Source organism: Paenibacillus tengchongensis (genome assembly GCF_008973665.1).
GTDB lineage: Bacteria > Bacillota > Bacilli > Paenibacillales > Paenibacillaceae > Paenibacillus_AQ > Paenibacillus_AQ tengchongensis.
Map to the genome: position 1 here is coordinate 95,704 of NZ_WACP01000009.1, position 15,164 is coordinate 110,867.

General features: G+C 55.2%; 15 protein-coding genes. 3 read left to right on the forward strand and 12 right to left on the reverse strand.

What is annotated here, in order from left to right:
• Positions 1 to 42: 42 nt before the first annotated feature.
• Positions 43 to 1,374 carry a PhoH family protein gene (locus tag F1381_RS16045; protein ID WP_151735859.1) on the reverse strand — a complete coding sequence of 444 codons (1,332 nt, stop codon included), beginning with the start codon at positions 1,372 to 1,374 and terminating at the stop codon, positions 43 to 45.
• 105 nt (positions 1,375 to 1,479) lie between these two features.
• Between F1381_RS16045 and F1381_RS16050 the strand changes: the two genes are divergently transcribed.
• Positions 1,480 to 2,052 carry a YhcN/YlaJ family sporulation lipoprotein gene (locus F1381_RS16050; RefSeq protein ID WP_151735860.1) on the forward strand — a complete coding sequence of 191 codons (573 nt, stop codon included), beginning with the start codon at positions 1,480 to 1,482 and terminating at the stop codon, positions 2,050 to 2,052.
• Between the two features lie 58 nt (positions 2,053 to 2,110).
• Here the strand turns inward: F1381_RS16050 and F1381_RS16055 are convergent, their stop codons facing one another.
• The 5 genes from F1381_RS16055 to F1381_RS16075 form a co-directional block, all read right to left on the reverse strand.
• Positions 2,111 to 2,563, reverse strand: a complete 453-nt coding sequence (locus F1381_RS16055) for a pyridoxamine 5'-phosphate oxidase family protein (RefSeq protein ID WP_151735861.1) — start codon at positions 2,561 to 2,563, stop codon at positions 2,111 to 2,113.
• Between the two features lie 72 nt (positions 2,564 to 2,635).
• Positions 2,636 to 3,703, reverse strand: coding sequence for an LCP family protein (locus F1381_RS16060; RefSeq protein ID WP_151735862.1), 1,068 nt, complete (start codon positions 3,701 to 3,703; stop codon positions 2,636 to 2,638).
• A 178-nt stretch (positions 3,704 to 3,881) separates the two neighbouring features.
• Entirely contained in the window at positions 3,882 to 5,726 is a 1,845-nt protein-coding gene (gene typA / locus F1381_RS16065; protein WP_151735863.1) for a translational GTPase TypA, read from the reverse strand.
• 230 nt (positions 5,727 to 5,956) lie between these two features.
• Positions 5,957 to 6,466 (reverse strand): hypothetical protein, encoded by a 510-nt coding sequence (locus tag F1381_RS16070; RefSeq protein WP_151735864.1) that lies wholly within the window; start codon positions 6,464 to 6,466, stop codon positions 5,957 to 5,959.
• 219 nt (positions 6,467 to 6,685) lie between these two features.
• Entirely contained in the window at positions 6,686 to 7,345 is a 660-nt protein-coding gene (locus F1381_RS16075) for a TerC family protein (RefSeq protein ID WP_151735865.1), read from the reverse strand.
• A 180-nt stretch (positions 7,346 to 7,525) separates the two neighbouring features.
• Between F1381_RS16075 and F1381_RS16080 the strand changes: the two genes are divergently transcribed.
• Positions 7,526 to 8,215 (forward strand): TerC family protein, encoded by a 690-nt coding sequence (locus F1381_RS16080; protein WP_151736008.1) that lies wholly within the window; start codon positions 7,526 to 7,528, stop codon positions 8,213 to 8,215.
• A 73-nt stretch (positions 8,216 to 8,288) separates the two neighbouring features.
• On the opposite strand, the gene thiI is transcribed toward F1381_RS16080, so the two are convergent.
• From thiI to F1381_RS16110, 6 genes are all read right to left on the reverse strand, one after another.
• Entirely contained in the window at positions 8,289 to 9,566 is a 1,278-nt protein-coding gene (thiI, locus tag F1381_RS16085) for a tRNA uracil 4-sulfurtransferase ThiI (protein WP_151735866.1), read from the reverse strand.
• 6 nt (positions 9,567 to 9,572) lie between these two features.
• Positions 9,573 to 10,721, reverse strand: coding sequence for a cysteine desulfurase family protein (locus tag F1381_RS16090; protein ID WP_151735867.1), 1,149 nt, complete (start codon positions 10,719 to 10,721; stop codon positions 9,573 to 9,575).
• A 108-nt stretch (positions 10,722 to 10,829) separates the two neighbouring features.
• Positions 10,830 to 11,546 carry a lytic transglycosylase domain-containing protein gene (locus F1381_RS16095; RefSeq protein WP_151735868.1) on the reverse strand — a complete coding sequence of 239 codons (717 nt, stop codon included), beginning with the start codon at positions 11,544 to 11,546 and terminating at the stop codon, positions 10,830 to 10,832.
• A gap of 185 nt (positions 11,547 to 11,731) precedes the next feature.
• Positions 11,732 to 12,121 (reverse strand): hypothetical protein, encoded by a 390-nt coding sequence (locus tag F1381_RS16100; RefSeq protein WP_151735869.1) that lies wholly within the window; start codon positions 12,119 to 12,121, stop codon positions 11,732 to 11,734.
• 11 nt (positions 12,122 to 12,132) lie between these two features.
• On the reverse strand, positions 12,133 to 12,354 hold the full coding sequence (locus tag F1381_RS16105; RefSeq protein ID WP_151735870.1) for a DUF1540 domain-containing protein: 222 nt from the start codon (positions 12,352 to 12,354) through the stop codon (positions 12,133 to 12,135).
• A gap of 169 nt (positions 12,355 to 12,523) precedes the next feature.
• Positions 12,524 to 13,021, reverse strand: coding sequence for a YpuI family protein (locus F1381_RS16110; RefSeq protein WP_151735871.1), 498 nt, complete (start codon positions 13,019 to 13,021; stop codon positions 12,524 to 12,526).
• A 230-nt stretch (positions 13,022 to 13,251) separates the two neighbouring features.
• Between F1381_RS16110 and F1381_RS16115 the strand changes: the two genes are divergently transcribed.
• Positions 13,252 to 15,141, forward strand: coding sequence for a S8 family peptidase (locus F1381_RS16115; protein ID WP_151735872.1), 1,890 nt, complete (start codon positions 13,252 to 13,254; stop codon positions 15,139 to 15,141).
• Positions 15,142 to 15,164 lie beyond the last annotated feature (23 nt).

Genomic DNA, 15,164 nt, shown 5'->3' on the forward strand with positions numbered 1-15,164 from the left:
CTGCAGATGATCCAGCATGGCTTTTTAACCGCCGTTTTACCTCTACAGCAAATCCGCAGCCAACTGGGCCAGGCGGGAACGCTCGCCCTTCTCCAGTGTAATATGCCCCGCAATTCCCTCCTGCTTAAACTTCTCGACAATGTAGCTCAGTCCATTGCTTGCGGCATCCAGATACGGATGATCAATTTGCTCGGGGTCGCCCATGAGGATAACTTTGCTGCCTTCCCCGGCTCTTGAGACAATGGTCTTCACCTCGTGACGGGACAGGTTCTGGGCCTCGTCGATGATAATGAACTGCGACGGGATCGAGCGGCCGCGGATATAGGTCAGCGCCTCCACCTGGATACTTCCCAGGCCCATCAGAATTTTATCGATATCGCCGGCTTTCTTCGTATCGAATAGAAACTCCAGGTTGTCATAGATGGGCTGCATCCACGGACGCAGCTTCTCATCCTTCTCGCCGGGCAGATAGCCGATATCCTTGCCCATCGGGACAACCGGACGGGCAATAAGCAGCTTCTTGTAGCGGTGTTCGTCCTCGACTTTGAACAGTCCGGCAGCCAGCGCGAGCAGCGTTTTGCCGGTGCCAGCTTTGCCTGTAATGGTGACCAGCGGAATATCTTCATTCAGCAGCAGCTCAAGCGCCATCCGCTGCTGGGCATTGCGGGCGCTGATGCCCCACACCGAATCATTGCCAAGATAAAGCGGTTCGAGGCGCGTGGCTTCGGCATTCACTTTCAACAGCGCGGATTTGCCCGTACCGATCTCATCCTTCAAGATTACAAATTCATGCGGATACAGACGATAGGACAAGTCCAACTGCTTCAACGGCAAATACCGATTGCTGTAATATTCGTCAATCAGTGAAGGATGCACCTTCAGCGACTGGTATCCGGTATATAGTTCGTTCAAATCCCCTGTACGGTCGGATAAATAGTCTTCGGGTGTTATGCCCAGCACATCCGCCTTGATGCGTACCAGCACATCCTTGCTGACCAGGACGACAGGGCGCGGCTCCGACTTCTCATTTTCTTCGTTCAAATAATTCAGCGCGACCGCCAAGATCCGGTTGTCGTTCGACACCTCGCCGAACATTTCCTGGACTTTTATAAAGCTGCGGTGGTTCAGCTCTACCTTCAACTTGCCGCCGTGCTCCAGTTCCACACCGCTGTGCAGGTGGCCCAGCTCACGGAGTCCGTCTAACAAACGCGACACAGTGCGGGCGTTGCGGCCGATTTCGTCGGCATTGCGTTTCTTGGAGTCGATTTCCTCCAGCACTACTGCCGGAATAACGACTTCATGCTCCTTGAAAGCAAAGATCGAATTGGGGTCGTGCAACAGCACGTTGGTATCCAGTACAAATATCTTTTTCATGATATCCCCTCCACAGCGCCTGGTTTGATTGGTCATACATAACTCTTTTCAGCACGGGCAATCTAAGATAAAGCTGTAATCATGGACTGAAAGGAGTATTCACATATGAAAAAATCAATGTGTCTGTTGCTGGTACTGCTGCTGCTGACAAGCTGCGGTATCGCCAATAAAGAGTCATCACCCTCTCCTCAGGATAATCAGACGGCGGGAGAAATAACCACCCGGGGAACCGGTGAAATGCGGCAGTTGACAAACGAAGGCGAGGATCAGGTAAATACCGCCCCGCAGTACTCGGAGGCTCAGGAGGTACGGGAGGTACAGGATAACAGTGATCTTGCGTTAAAAGACCATTTCGAGCAGCTTGCGGCACGAGTGACCGGCGTCCAGGGTGCCCACTGTGTCGTCATGAACAATGTGGCTGTAGTAGGAATTGACGTGGACGGCGCACTGGACCGCTCGCGGGTCGGCACAATCAAATATTCAGTGGCCGAGGCGATCCGCAAAGACCCCCGCGGTGTACGGACCCTGGTAACGGCTGATGTCGATCTCTCCAGCCGGCTGGCCGATATGGGCCGTCATATTTCCCAGGGGCGTCCGGTATCCGGCTTCGCTGCGGAAATGGCCGACATCATCGGCCGGATCGTGCCGCAGCTGCCGGAAAATATCCCCACAAAGTAAAGCGAAGCTTCTGAAGAATAGGTCCCCAAAGACCAGAAAAAGCCCAGTGATATGATCACTAGGCTTTTTTCATGGCGGCAAACACTTGTCCGTCCAGCTTTTCAGCCGCACGGGCATCGTATACCTTGGCATATTTCGGGGCGGATTCCAGCGCCGCGCCATAGAAAAGCGCATTGCGGACCGCTTCTATCTCCACATCGAAGCAGCACATCTTGAAAGGTACATCCTCCAGCGGATCCTGCCTTACGGCCGCACGGCCGTTGATGGCATACACGGTATTCCCGCCGAAGACGGTTACCGTAATTAACGGATTGGCCTTAATGTTGTTCACCAGTCTGGAACGATGGTCAATCGCCAGACGCAGGGTAGAAGGGCTAACCGCGTAAATCCAGGATACGGCCGTAGATGTCGGCCCTCCCGTTTCCGCGTCGACCGTGTTTAGCAGGACAAACGTTTCGGTTTGCAGCATGGACAGCAGAGATTCATTGAGCTGAGCAACGGCTTCGGACATAGGTACAGCCCCCCTGTTGTAGAGCATAATGCGTTCGATTAACTATATTATAGCATAACGCAAAACTTGCATTCAATTTGCTCCGGAAATCGTGCTCTGCAGGCTTTCCTTGGCTGCCTCCAGTTCTTTGTCGTTAATATATACATATGGACTTCGCCACGTTCCGGTCACTGGGACAAAAATCACGTTGTCTCGCGTAATTTTCCAATACGTGGAGATCAGACTTTTAATTTGCGCCTTCTCGATATCGGTCTCCATATTGTTTGATACCGCATCGAGCACACGGCCGATCTTGAGTACCCCGCCCAGCGATTGCATCCGGTCAAGCAGCGAATTCAGCACTTCATTCTGCCGTTTGTTGCGGTCGAAGTCGTCGGACCCTTCCGTCTTGGGACTGCAATTGGATTTGCGGTAACGCACATAGTCCAGCGCATCATCTCCATCCAGTGTGGCCGGGCCTTTGGTCAGATTAATATCCGTACCGTCTACACTGTCCGTATAACACATGTCCTGGCTGATGTTGACGTCTACCCCGCCAAGCTCATCGACAATGTCGCGGAAGCCCTGGAAATCCAGCACCGTGACGTAGTCGATATCGACATCCAGATATTTGCCCATAAATGTCTTCATCTCATCTTCGGCGGTGATGCCGGAGCTATCCTCTTTGCCTTTAAAACGTGAATAAAAGGCATTGATCTTCGTCTTCTTATACCCGCTCAGCTCCACGTAAGTATCACGCGGCAGCGAGACGACCGTGGCCGACTGGGCCGCAGGATTCATAGACACCACCATAATGACATCCGTCAGATTGGAAGGATGCTCCGGACGGTTGTCTGTGCCAAGCAGCAGCATCGTAATCGGCTTCGTCGAAGCCATCATGCCTTCCTCGACCGGCTGGTCGATGCCGACACCGCGTTTCTCTAGCAGCCAGTACAGGTAACCCGCATATGCCGCTACCGCCAGAAAGGCAAGCAGCACAAGAATAAGAACCAGACGGAACAACCTTGCGGCCAGACTTCTTTTCTTCTTCGTTTTCTTAGGCTTTCCCTTTGCGGGAGGGACCGTATTCGCGGAATTTCTGCGCTGTGTCTGCGGTCCGCTTGTTCTCCTAGGAGGTAAACTGTCATTGCCTCTACTCATAATCAGAACGTTCCTTTTTTCGTTGTTGGTTGCCGGATTCAGCAGATAATCTACATGAATAGACGGTCTTCAGCCGTAAAAGTTGCGCTCCACCGGATAACCTTGCCAGTGGCACAGCTTCATCAGCACAAAGCAAAAGCCGCCGAAAACCATCGTTCGGCGGCTCTTATAGCGGATATTAGGCCTGGCTGGCTTGCGCCTGCTTGCGCTGTTTCTCCGCACGCTCACGTTCGCCTTTGTTCAGAATCTTTTTGCGCAGGCGTACCGATTTAGGGGTGATTTCACAATATTCGTCATCGTTCAGGTATTCCAGTGCGCCTTCGAGCGAGAAGAGGCGCGGCGTCTTCATCTTGACAGTCTCGTCCTTCGTGGCGGAACGCACGTTGGTCAACGCTTTTTCCTTACAAATGTTGACGATGATATCATTGTCGCGGGTATGCTCGCCCACGATCATGCCTTCATAAATATCCGCACCCGGCTCCAGGAACAGGATGCCGCGGTCTTCCACGCCCATCATGCCGTAGAACGTCGAGGTTCCAGTCTCGCTGGAGACCAGCACGCCCTGGTGACGGCCGCCAACCTGCCCGCCGATCAGCGGTGCATAGCTGTCAAATGCATGGTTCATTACCCCGTATCCGCGTGTCAGCGTCAGGAAGTGAGTGTTGTAGCCGATCAGGCCGCGGGCCGGAATCAGGAATTCCAGACGCACCTGCCCGGTACCGTGGTTCACCATATTGACCATTTCGGCTTTACGGGTTCCCAGACTTTCCATAACGGCACCCATGCTTTCTTCCGGAATATCAATCAGAAGGCGCTCCAGCGGCTCCATCTTCTTGCCGTCAATTTCCTTAACGATAACCTCAGGCTTCGAAACCTGCAGCTCATAGCCCTCACGGCGCATGTTTTCAATCAGAATGCCCAGGTGAAGCTCACCGCGTCCAGACACGACGAAAGCATCAGGGCTGTCCGTTTCGTCCACACGAAGACTGACGTCGGTCTCCAGCTCTTTGAAGAGACGCTCGCGCAGCTTACGGGAGGTCACCCATTTACCTTCTTTACCGGCGAACGGACTGTTGTTCACGAGGAAAGTCATCTGCATCGTCGGCTCATCGATCTTCAGAACCGGCAACGCCTCCGGGAATTGCGGATCGGCAATGGTCTCCCCGATGTTGATGTCCTTGATGCCGGCAATGGCCACAATATCACCGGCGCCTGCTTCTTCCGTCTCTACCCGCTTCAGACCCTGGAAGCCGAACAGCTTCTCGATCCGGGCTGTTTTGCTCTTGCCGTCACGCATAATTACGGTCACGGATTGGCCTTGCTTGATAATACCGCGGTTTACACGGCCGATGGCAATACGTCCGAGATACTCGTTGTAATCCATCAGCGTAACCAGAAATTGCAGCGGCTCATCGATTTTCTCGGTCGGTGCCGGAATATGTTCTGTAATCGTTTCGTAGAGGGCCAGCATGTTGTCGTCCTGCTTCTCCGGGTCCAGACTGGATGTCCCGTTCAGGGCCGAAGCATATACTACAGGGAAATCCAGCTGATCGTCGTTCGCGTCGAGTTCAATGAACAGATCAAGCACTTCGTCAATGACTTCCTTCGGACGGGCAGCCGGACGGTCAATCTTGTTCACAACCACAATCGGGGTCAACTTCTGCTCCAGCGCTTTGCGCAAGACGAATTTCGTCTGCGGCATGCAGCCTTCATACGCATCGACTACGAGGAGTACGCCGTCAACCATCTTCATGATCCGCTCTACCTCGCCGCCGAAGTCGGCGTGTCCCGGGGTATCCACGATGTTAATGAGAAACTCTTTATAGGTAATGGCTGTATTTTTGGCCAGGATGGTAATGCCGCGTTCGCGTTCCAAATCGTTCGAGTCCATGGCACGTTCCTGAAGCTGCTCATGTGCGCTGAAAATCCCGGACTGCTGCAGCAGCTGGTCGACAAGCGTAGTTTTGCCATGGTCAACGTGGGCAATAATCGCAATGTTGCGGATCTCTGTTCTTGAATGCATGATTTGTATCCAAATCCTCTCATTTATCAAATGTAAAATGTTCAAATTCTTAACATGTCTCGGCAATCTCACAAAAGAAGCGCCAGGCAGAAAGCCGACGCTCCAACATTTCTTAATTTTATAGTGAAAGCACCATGAAAAGCAAGTCTTTTTATGAAAAAAGCACTTCCATTTACGTGCAGACTGTGAAAATCCTGCAGGAGCCTCCGCAATGCAAACTTCCCGGTTCATTACCCTCTTCCGTTCCATAGCCGGCTGCTGCGTGATCTGCCCCGTCCGGCGATGATCCATACTCCGCCGAGGACCAGCAGAATTCCGAGTACATAAAGCGCTCCTGTACCCATCACGCTGAAGAAGAGCAGAACGAGGCTCAGGATACCCAGGACGATCCCTGCTATGGCCACTGCTCCGCTGCGGGGGGTATAGAAGGCATACTCATAAAGTCCTACCGCAAGGCCCAGCAGCAGCACAGGCCATAAATGGGCCATAACCCCCCAGCCCCATGTATTGCAGAAGCCGAACAGCAAGCCGTATACGACCAGGATTCCGCCGGGAATTAGCACGGATGCCGGAGCGCGGCGGGTGAAGAACAGCACATGCAGCAGCAGTCCCGGTATCAGCAGAACCAGCGGCCAGAGGGTCCGTCCAAGAAATCCGAACACCCCAAGCTTGCCGAGAAAGATCAATAATCCCGCAGCAACTATGAACACGCCGAGCTTTATGTCATTTTTGGAAGACATCCTTCCCCCATCCCTTCAACAATCGCATCATTTCCCCGGATATATTGTCTTGCGGCAATTTCCCGGGAAACGTCAGCCTATTCTTGCTTATAGTTTAGCGGAAAAAGCCATTAAAATCCATTGCGTCCGCAGCGAATTTAAGCATCCGATAAAAAAGAGCCGCGCAGGAAGCCGGAATCCGGGACTTCCGCACAGCCATACTCCAAGTATAGCCAGGATCTACTCCGCCGATACAAACCGCCGTTTGACCGCTCCCGACACCATCACGATAACCCCCAGCAGCAGCGGCAAGGCAGTATGCAGGGAAGGCAGGACCAAGGAAATCAGCGGCCCGAACTTATCATCCTGCAGCAGCATCTTGCCGGCGGTGAACGCCAGAATATATGCGCCGATATAGATGAGCACCGGGAACCGGTGCAGCCAGCTGACGATGATGCCGCTGCCCCAGACGACAATCGGTATGCTGAGGGCGATCCCGATCACAATAAGCGCCAGATCCCCCTGAGCCAGTCCGGCGATCGCCAGCACATTGTCCAGGCTCATAATGAAGTCTGCTACCAGAATCGTCCGCACCGCCTTCCAGACACTGGTGCTTTCCTCCACGCGCATTTCTTCCTCATCCTCTAGCAGCAGCTTAAAGGCGATCCAGAGCAGCAGCAGGCCTCCGCCGGCTTCAATATAAGGCACCTTCAGCAGCAGTACCGCGACAAAAGTCAGCAGGCAGCGCAGCCCCACCGCTCCCGCCGCGCCCCACCAGACGGCAGTCCGCCGGTTCTCCGGCGGAAGATTCTTGCTGGCCATCGCAATGACCATGGCGTTATCCCCGCTCAGCACAAGATTGATCATCAGGATTTGACCAAGCAGCAACAAAGAATCCATATATCTTAACCTCCCCGAACTGCATGTAATTACATGTATGTCCAAGGCGGGCGAGCTATGCGTCCTGTCCAACTTTTTTTGCGGGAGGATGCATGGGCGGGGCTGTTTTTGCGTATACAAAACTAGACATAACAAACCATTGTGCCATTAACCTGTAGGAGTGACCACATCTTGAATGATATGCTGACGGCGTTTGTCCTGCCGCTCGTCAATATTATATTCCTTGACCTGATCCTGGCCGGGGACAATGCCATCGTTATCGGGCTGGCTGCACGGAATCTGCGGGGCCCCATGCAGCGTAAAGCGATTCTGCTCGGCACCGGCGGAGCCATCGTGCTGCGGATTATCGCCACTGTCCTGGTCGTCTGGCTGCTAAAGGTGCCCTGGCTGATGTTGTTCGGGGGACTGCTGCTCCTTCTGATCGCCTACAAGCTGCTCGCCGGTGAGGAGGAGGACCCCGATATCGACGCAGGTAAGACGCTGTGGAGTGCAGTGCGCACCATTATAGTCGCCGATGCCGCTATGGGTCTGGACAATGTAATCGCCATCGCCGGAGCCTCGAACCACAATATTACGCTCGTTGTCACAGGTCTTTTGATCAGCGTGCCGATCGTCGTCTGGGGCAGTACACTCTTCATCCGACTGATCGGCCGTTTCCCCTGGATTATCTATCTGGGTTCAGCTGTCCTCGGCTATACCGCAACAAGCATGATTACCGGCGAAAAGCGGCTGGAGCCGTTCTTCGCAGAGCATCCGCTGCTGCGGGCGCTGCTGCCAGTCATTGTCATTGCCGCTATCCTTGCAGCCGGACACCGGAAGCGCCTGAGCAGGCAGCGCGGCAGGACTCCACAAGGCGGGGCTTCGCATTAGGACTGATTACAAAAAGGAGCGGAAGCAGCCCGTACAGGACGCTTCCGCTCCTTGCTCATGCGTAAACCGGTTGCTAGAACCACTCTTCCTGCAGTCCGGCTTCCATCGCAGCTCCGTCGCTTGGCCGCTCGTTGCCGTACGGCGTAATCAGCACCGTCTCCGTTCCTTCCAGCGCCGCGTCCAGCCGCTCGTTATATCCGGGCAGCGTCGCTTCAATCCGCTCCAGAATCCGCAGATTCGGATTGGTTGTGGGCGATTTCGGTACAAACAGCGTGCAGCAATCCTCATAAGGCAAAATAGACAGCTCATACGTGCCGATCCGTTTGGACAAGTCGATAATCTCGCTCTTGTCCATCATCACCAGGGGACGAAGGAGCGGCAGTTCTGTTGTACGTCCGATGGCGTTCATGCTGGACAAGGTCTGGCTGGCGACCTGGCCGAGGCTGTCGCCTGTCACCAGCGCCAGCGCACCCTCGCGCTCGGCCAGCTTCGTGGCAATCCGCAGCATAGCACGGCGCATCAGCGTAATCATCAGATTATCCTGGCCGATGCCGGTAAACGCGGTCTGCACCTCCGTGAACGGCACTAGATGCAGCTTAATGCCTCCGGAATACCGTGAGAGCACGCGGGCCAGATCAACAACCTTCTGGCGGGCCAGCTCGCTCGTGTACGGAAAGCTGTAGAAATGGATACACTCCACTTCAAGCCCCCGGCGCATGGAGGACCAGCCGGCGACGGGGCTGTCGATACCGCCTGACAGCAGCAGCATGGCTTTGCCGCTTGTACCGAGCGGAAACCCTCCTACGCCGGCGATGTTCTCGCAGAAGATCAGGGTCTGCGTCTCGCGGACCTCCACCTTCAGCTCCAGCTGCGGCGCTTTCACATCGACAAGGAGGCCGGGGTATCCCTGCAGCAGCGGCGTTGATACCAGCTTGTTGAGCTCGAGCGAGCCATGCGGGAACGCCTTCCAGACCCGGCGTGCATCCACCTTGAAGGTCGTGCCGGGCTCGGGAGCCAGCCGTTCCAGGAATGCGCGGCTCGTCTCCACAATATCCTCCAGGCGGGAAGCGCAAGCCTTAACCGGACTGATCGAGACGATGCCGAACACATTGCGCAGCGTTTCAGCCAGCGTTTCAGCCGGTTCGCCGTTCAGGGCAACGTACAGGCGTCCGAACTCTTTGCTGATTTCGGCGCGCGGATAAATCTTCAGCAGCTCCTTCACGTGACGCAGCACACTCTTTTCAAACCGCGCCCGGTTCTTCCCCTTTAGCGTAAATTCTCCGAAGCGGAGCAGCAGCAGATCGGCGTATGCCAGGCTCTTGGCTGCGCCCGCGGTTGTAACTTCTATCATAGGTTTCTAAACGCCCCCTTCGGCAATCTTCAGTGCGGACTTTGCCGCCAGCAGCGCCTGTTCCAGCTTCTCCACATCCTCCGGTGTATGAATGTCACCGAAGCTGATGCGGATGCCGCCAAGCGCCGCTTCATTCCCCAGGCCCATGGCCAGCAACACACGGCTGGGCTCGGCATGCCGCGAGGAGCAGGCCGAGCGGGTCGCCACCAGCATACCCAGCTCCTCCAGCTTGCGGGCCATCACTTCACCCTTCATACCGGGATAAGCAAAGTTTACGATATGCGGAGCACCTTCTTCGCTGCTGTTAACCACAAATTCTGGAATGCCGCGCAGGAAAGACAGCAGCCGGTCCCGCAGCGGAGTCACCCGGGCTGCGAACGCCTCCCTGGCCTCCCCGCTCATACGCACAGCCTTGGCCGCAGCAACAATGCCCGGCACATTCTCCGTGCCGGCGCGCAGCCCGCTTTCCTGGGAGCCGCCCGTCAAGAGCGGGGACAGCTCGATCCCGTCCTTGATGACGAGCAGGCCGACTCCGCGCGGGCCGCGGATCTTATGCGGCGACAGGCTGTACAGATCAGCCTGCCACTCCCGCAGCCGCGTCTCCAGCTTGCCGTACCCCTGGACGCCATCCACATGGAACAGCGTCCGGCGGTTCGCCGCCTTGATCCGCCGGCCAATCTCCGCCAGCGGCTGCACAGAGCCGACTTCATTATTGACATGCATGACGCTGACCAGCACCGTGTCCTTCCGGATGGCGGCCGCGATCCGCTCCGGGTCTATAACGCCCCGTCCATCCGGTGCAATGAAGCTGACCTCCCAGCCCAGCTTCTGCAGCTGCAGGCAGCTGTCATATACCGACGGATGCTCAATCTCCGTAGTTACGATATGGCGGCCGCGCCCCTGATACTGCAGGGCCGCGCCCTTCACCGCCAGATTGTTGCTTTCCGTCGCGCCGGAGGTGAACCGGATCTCGGACGGCTGGACGCCGAGCGCAGCGGCGCAGACCTCCCTGGCCCGCTGCACCAGCTGCGCCGTCTCCAGTCCAGCTCGGTACAGTGAGGACGGATTGGCGTAGTGCAGCCGCATAATCTGCTCCACCGTCCGCACCACTTCCTCGTATGGCGGCGCAGCGGCGGCATAATCCCAATAAAGCATATAGTTAAGTTCTCCTTTGTGCTCTTGGCTTCTTCCCGTCAGGGTGAAAAAGGACCAAACGGCCCCGCCACCCATGTGGTCCAAGGTTTCCCCGTTTGATCCCTTTTATTATAACGCGTATTGAGCCCGCGCGCGTTCTATTTTGGCAATATAGGCCTGTGTCTCCTTCGGCAGCAGCGACAGCTTCTCCATCAGCTCAGCGTCGCTGCTCACGCCCAGCTTGTTCACCCTGCCCGGCCCGGCGTTGTAGGCGGCCAGCGCCATCTTCTCTTCACCGGCATACCGCTGAAGCTGATAGGATAAATACCGTACGCCGCCGTCGATATTCTGGGCCGGATCAAACGGGTCGGAGACGCCAAGTCCGTTCGCCGTTCCGTCCATCAGCTGCATCAGCCCTTTGGCGCCCGCCGATGAGACCACATTCGGATTAAACGATGACTCCGTATCGATTACGGCCTTGATCAAATCTACAGACACACCGTATTTCGTCCCTGCCGCCTGTATCAGCGCTTCATAATCGGTCGGAATAGTCTGCGTTATTTCCCCGGAAATGGAGGCTTCGTTGCCCGTTCCCGCAGTTCCGCCAAGCTGCTGCCAGAGCAGGCCTTCCAGATAAGAGCTGTCCAGCGGAGCCAACGCCGACGCCTCGCCGGAACCGCCGCTTGTAGTTTGCAGTGTGAGCTCCTGCAGCAGCGCTGCAAATTCCGCAGATGAAGACCCGTTAACCTGGCCGGTAGCCTTAGACGGATCTGTGCCGACGGCCGAAGACCGGAGATTAATCCATTTCAGTTGCGCGGCCGTACCGGCTACAGAATTAATATCCATGCCATATGTCCCTCATTTCATGTAATTGCGATATATATCTAAGCCGACAACAGCAATTTAAAATTTGAAATTCGGCTTAATTTTACAATTAAATCAACGTTTTTGCTATATGCAGCCATAAAAAAACAGACTTCAGACCCGCAATTTTGGGTCTGAATGCCTGTTTCTGTTGCGACAAATGCGTTTTATTGGGCGAACGGTATTAACACAAAATAACTCAGTGCCGATACCAGGCCAAGCCCCATTGCCCAGGCTCCTGCGGTTTTTTGCCCTTTGCTGAAAGCATAGTAACCGATTATGGCAGCGATGGGACCGAGAATAATGGACCAAATAAATAACGATACCAGTCCAAAGCCAAGTCCGATATACCCCAGCGATTTGCTGTCACTGCCTGCTCCGGCGTCTTCCATGGTGATCAGATCATTCCGGTCGACGGATGCCGGCAGCGGGCTGATCTCTGCGGCGTACTCCTCACTTTGCGTCTTGTCCCGGCGGGGATAGTCGACCCGGCGCGGACGGAGCACCACTTTTCGCCGCGGCTGGTTCAGCTTGTCCTCCTCTTTGTGCGAATCCATACGGCGCCTCCTTATTCCTGAGGTCTGAACGTCAAGCAGCAGGTAGCCGAGGAATTGCGGGCCACATCACGGTGGTTGCGGTTTGTCATTTCTTCGGCATATTCTTCCTTGAAGGCACTGCCCGCATGCTTGTCAATTTCGATGATGATCTCCTCAGCCCGGCACAAATTTTGCTCGCCCCAATAATGGCAATTGCTGACGCTGCATTTTACAAGCGGTTTCTCGATTGACATTGTTATCACCCCGGCCTTATTTTGCCCGCCCCCTGTATGCTCTATTCGGCCAGAACCTCAGCAAATCAAAAACAGCGCTCCTCCATACCGGAGAGCCGCTGCGCTGACGACCATCAAAAAAAGGACCGCATCACCCTTTCGGCTGACACGATCCTGTTTATTTTACATGTTAAACCTGATTCTGCATGCGCTTCTCTGTCAGATAGTCATTCTCATAATAGCTCAGATCGTCGCGCAGCTCTTCGTACACCTTGGTGATTTCCAGAATGATATCACGCGCCGGGCGCACCGGCTTCTTGCGGAAACGGATGGCGTCCTGGCCGGTGTAGGCATAACGCCCGTCTTCGGAATAGCTTTCATTTTTCGGATAAAAGAAGTTGTTTACACCGTAGTGATATACATTATAAAGCGCTTTCTGCGCGAAATCTTCGTCGAAGTTGGCGCGGCGCAGGGCAACCCCCAGCTTCTCATAGGACATTTCCGAGAATACCAGCAGATGGCGGAGATCGGACAGAAATCCTTCATAAAAACGTACCGTCTCTTCATCGTTCCCTTCCGCAAGCTGCGGCAGCGCATGATGGTTCAGAAAGGCTTCCATTTTCTCGATTGCGGATTTAAGCTTTTCTCTCGTCGTTTCACACAATTTCTGCACATTGGCTGCTGACATGGCGGTTGCTCCCCCTTATTAATCCTGGCTGTTGTAGTCGCTTGCAAAAAAATGTTCGTTGCCCATTCTTCCGTTAGTAAACCGCAGCGCTGAACGTACAAGCTGCCCTGGCGGTTCTTTCTGATCTTAACATAAATCACGGGACGGCGGTATCCTTTTCTGACATGCATAAAACCTGCTTTCTTTCCCCAACCTACAACATATTACCTTGCCGAAAAGGAGCGGGAAATATGTCACGAAAAAATTTGCGCACCGCAGGTCTGCTCACCGCCGCTTTTACCCTTGTGCTGGTGATGTTTGCCCTGCGTCACGATGATGCCGGAACCCCCCGGCAGGCTGCAGTACCGAACCCGGCTGCGGAAAAAACGGTAAAAAAAGGTTCCATGGTCCAGGATGTAGCTGCTACCGAACGCCTGAACCGCCTGGATGCCTCCCGCCACCTGAGCGCCATGCTGGCCGAGACACGGGGGGCCTCGCCCGCCGCTGTTTCAGCATATGCGCAGCGCCTGCAGCAGGGACACGGACATATCGCCATGCTGATGTGGATTGATTTCCGCTCCCAAAAGACGGAGACCTTCCAATCGACCCTGCCCCAAGGCACGGAACAAGAGAACAAACAGCTTCAAAGCTATCTGGCCGCCGCCAAAAAAGCGCTGAAACGCCATCAAGCCTACGAATCTCCGTCCTTCATGGTTAAAGGGCATAAATACCACTTTATCGCACAGCGCGATCCGCAAGCGGATATCGGCGTTATTGCCCTAATGAACCAGCAGATTCTGGACCGGGTGGCCGAGCACCAACTGAAGAATCTCCGGCTGATTCCTTATCCCAGGGAAGGCAAATACCGGGTGGAATCGGTTCATGCCGATACGCTGAAGGATATCACGGTGCGCACCGGACATGACAACGAGAATGCCAGCCATTTCTACGAGAATGAAATTGTCGTCCGTTTTCCGGACGGACCGGTGTCCCCGGAGCAACTCCAGACCATCAAAGCGGATATTCAGGGCAAAGAGCCGCGCAAGCTGGGATATGCTTATCTGTTCCGTTCGGAGACCATGGATTACAGCCAGCTCAAAGAATATTTCGCAGGCAAATGGAACCCGCAGTATGTAGAGCCCCACTATATGTATTTAACCAATGATAGCGTATCCGAAAATGCCGGCAAGGAGGTAATTACACCCAATGACCTTCTGTTCTCTACCTATCAATGGAACCTGCCGGCAATTGATACGGAGGCGGGCTGGAACCTGACCAAGGGCAGCGGGGAAGTGATTGTCGCGGTAGTCGATACCGGCGTTCAGGCCAGCCACCCCGATCTGCAGGGCCAGCTGCTTGCCGGCTACAATGCCATCGCCGGCGGCTCGACCCCCGATGACGATGTGGGGCACGGCACCCATGTGGCCGGAATTATCGGTGCGCTGACCAACAATTCCGAAGGGGTGGCCGGCATCAGCTGGTATAACAAAATCCTGCCCGTCAAGGCACTGGACAATTCCGGAGCCGGCACCACCTACTCCGTAGCCGAGGGCATTATCTGGGCGGCGGATCAGGGAGCCAAGGTCATTAATCTCAGTCTCGGCAACTATGCAGAATCGCAGTTTTTGCACGATGCCATCAAGTACGCCTATGACCGCGACGTCGTGGTCGTCGCCGCATCCGGCAACGACAATACGGAGCGTCCCGGTTATCCTGCGGCATACGAAGAGGTGCTTGCCGTGGCGGCCACGGGCCAGAACGGTGAGCGCGCTTCGTTCTCGAATTACGGTGATTATATCGATGTATCCGCACCGGGCGAGAGCATTGCCAGCACCTACCCCGGCAGCCAGTATGCGGCATTATCCGGCACCTCGATGGCCAGCCCCCATGTCGCCGCACTGGCCGGGCTGGTGCGGGCGCTCAATCCGGCGCTGTCGAACAAGGAAGTGATGGAGCTAATGACATCAAATGCGGTCGACCTCGGCGATCCTGGCCATGATAAGTACTTCGGCTGGGGCCAGGTCGATATCTACAAGACGCTGCAGGCGGCTGCGGGCGGCGAAGTGCCGCTGCAGCTCTACCCGCAGCATGTCGGCAAGCAGTTGAAATCGATGCAGGGTGAACTTGAGGACAGCCGTTAAAACCTGGCGGTAACAAGGCTGCC

Excerpts from the sequence above, each read along its gene's own strand:
- F1381_RS16095 (WP_151735868.1), bottom strand. The coding sequence starts at position 11,546 with ATGGATATTAATTCTGTAGCCGGTACGGCCGCGCAACTGAAATGGATT.
- F1381_RS16105 (WP_151735870.1), bottom strand. The coding sequence starts at position 12,354 with ATGTCAATCGAGAAACCGCTTGTAAAATGCAGCGTCAGCAATTGCCAT.
- F1381_RS16090 (WP_151735867.1), bottom strand. The coding sequence starts at position 10,721 with ATGCTTTATTGGGATTATGCCGCCGCTGCGCCGCCATACGAGGAAGTG.
- F1381_RS16045 (WP_151735859.1), bottom strand. The coding sequence starts at position 1,374 with ATGAAAAAGATATTTGTACTGGATACCAACGTGCTGTTGCACGACCCC.
- F1381_RS16075 (WP_151735865.1), bottom strand. The coding sequence starts at position 7,345 with ATGGATTCTTTGTTGCTGCTTGGTCAAATCCTGATGATCAATCTTGTG.
- F1381_RS16080 (WP_151736008.1), top strand. The coding sequence starts at position 7,526 with ATGCTGACGGCGTTTGTCCTGCCGCTCGTCAATATTATATTCCTTGAC.
- typA (WP_151735863.1), bottom strand. The coding sequence starts at position 5,726 with ATGCATTCAAGAACAGAGATCCGCAACATTGCGATTATTGCCCACGTT.
- F1381_RS16100 (WP_151735869.1), bottom strand. The coding sequence starts at position 12,121 with ATGGATTCGCACAAAGAGGAGGACAAGCTGAACCAGCCGCGGCGAAAA.
- F1381_RS16060 (WP_151735862.1), bottom strand. The coding sequence starts at position 3,703 with ATGAGTAGAGGCAATGACAGTTTACCTCCTAGGAGAACAAGCGGACCG.
- F1381_RS16110 (WP_151735871.1), bottom strand. The coding sequence starts at position 13,021 with ATGTCAGCAGCCAATGTGCAGAAATTGTGTGAAACGACGAGAGAAAAG.
- thiI (WP_151735866.1), bottom strand. The coding sequence starts at position 9,566 with ATGATAGAAGTTACAACCGCGGGCGCAGCCAAGAGCCTGGCATACGCC.
- F1381_RS16055 (WP_151735861.1), bottom strand. The coding sequence starts at position 2,563 with ATGTCCGAAGCCGTTGCTCAGCTCAATGAATCTCTGCTGTCCATGCTG.
- F1381_RS16070 (WP_151735864.1), bottom strand. The coding sequence starts at position 6,466 with ATGTCTTCCAAAAATGACATAAAGCTCGGCGTGTTCATAGTTGCTGCG.
- F1381_RS16050 (WP_151735860.1), top strand. The coding sequence starts at position 1,480 with ATGAAAAAATCAATGTGTCTGTTGCTGGTACTGCTGCTGCTGACAAGC.
- F1381_RS16115 (WP_151735872.1), top strand. The coding sequence starts at position 13,252 with ATGTCACGAAAAAATTTGCGCACCGCAGGTCTGCTCACCGCCGCTTTT.